1 protein-coding gene is annotated in these 695 nt (G+C 61.6%); it reads left to right on the top strand.

The genetic code is table 11. The features are described 5' to 3' along the window. Positions 1-82 precede the first annotated feature (82 nt). Positions 83-625: a hypothetical protein gene (locus ACTWQJ_RS52000; RefSeq protein ID WP_443313299.1), complete on the top strand. Its 543-nt coding sequence runs from the start codon at positions 83-85 to the stop codon at positions 623-625. Positions 626-695 lie beyond the last annotated feature (70 nt).

The raw sequence follows: 695 nt of genomic DNA, 5'->3' as shown, positions 1-695 counted from the left end.
AGATGACAGCCAGAAATGCGGTCAGTACGTTCATTCACGGGTCGGCTGCCCAGTCGGCCACCTCTGTCATCGAGGAGAAGAAATGAAGACGCGTACTGTCGCCCTTGCGACTTCCGCCATCGGCGTCGCGGCCCTGACTCTCACCGGGATGACCTACGCCTCCGCCACCGGTTCCTCTCAGTCCGCCCCGCAGGTTGCCCCGGCCCACGCCCCCTACGGTGGCGACAGCGGCAAGAAGGAGGAGGACAAGGGCTACGACCACAAGAAGTCGGACCACGGGGATGACAAGCACCACGACAAGGGCAAGGTCATCGTCAACGGGCAGAAGTACCCGGCTCACAAGTACCAGTGCTTCCCCGTCACCAGCGTCCAGATCCCCAACGGTGACGGCCCCGTCGCCGATGACACCTTCAACGTCGAAAACCTCAGCAAGAAGATCGTCGAGTTCTTCGACACCGCCAACTGCAGCAACACACCGGAGGCCATTCTCCCGCCCAAGTCCTCCCAGTTCGTGGTCGATGGCAACGTAGAGGGCGATGTGATCGTGGGCAGCTTCAAGGTGATCGACAGCCACCACGACAAGGGCTACGACGACGAGGACCACGACGAGGACAAGGACTACTGAAACCAGCCGTCAAGGCACACCACGAAGAAGCAGTGACACAGAAGAGCAACACGGCCGCCCACGCGGCACC

The sequence above is a fragment of the Streptomyces sp. KR55 genome (assembly GCF_052245645.1).
Classification (GTDB): Bacteria; Actinomycetota; Actinomycetes; order Streptomycetales; family Streptomycetaceae; genus Streptomyces; species Streptomyces flavusporus.
The sequence above is the reverse complement of the archived record's forward strand: the minus strand, read 5'-3'. Positions and strand labels throughout refer to the sequence as shown.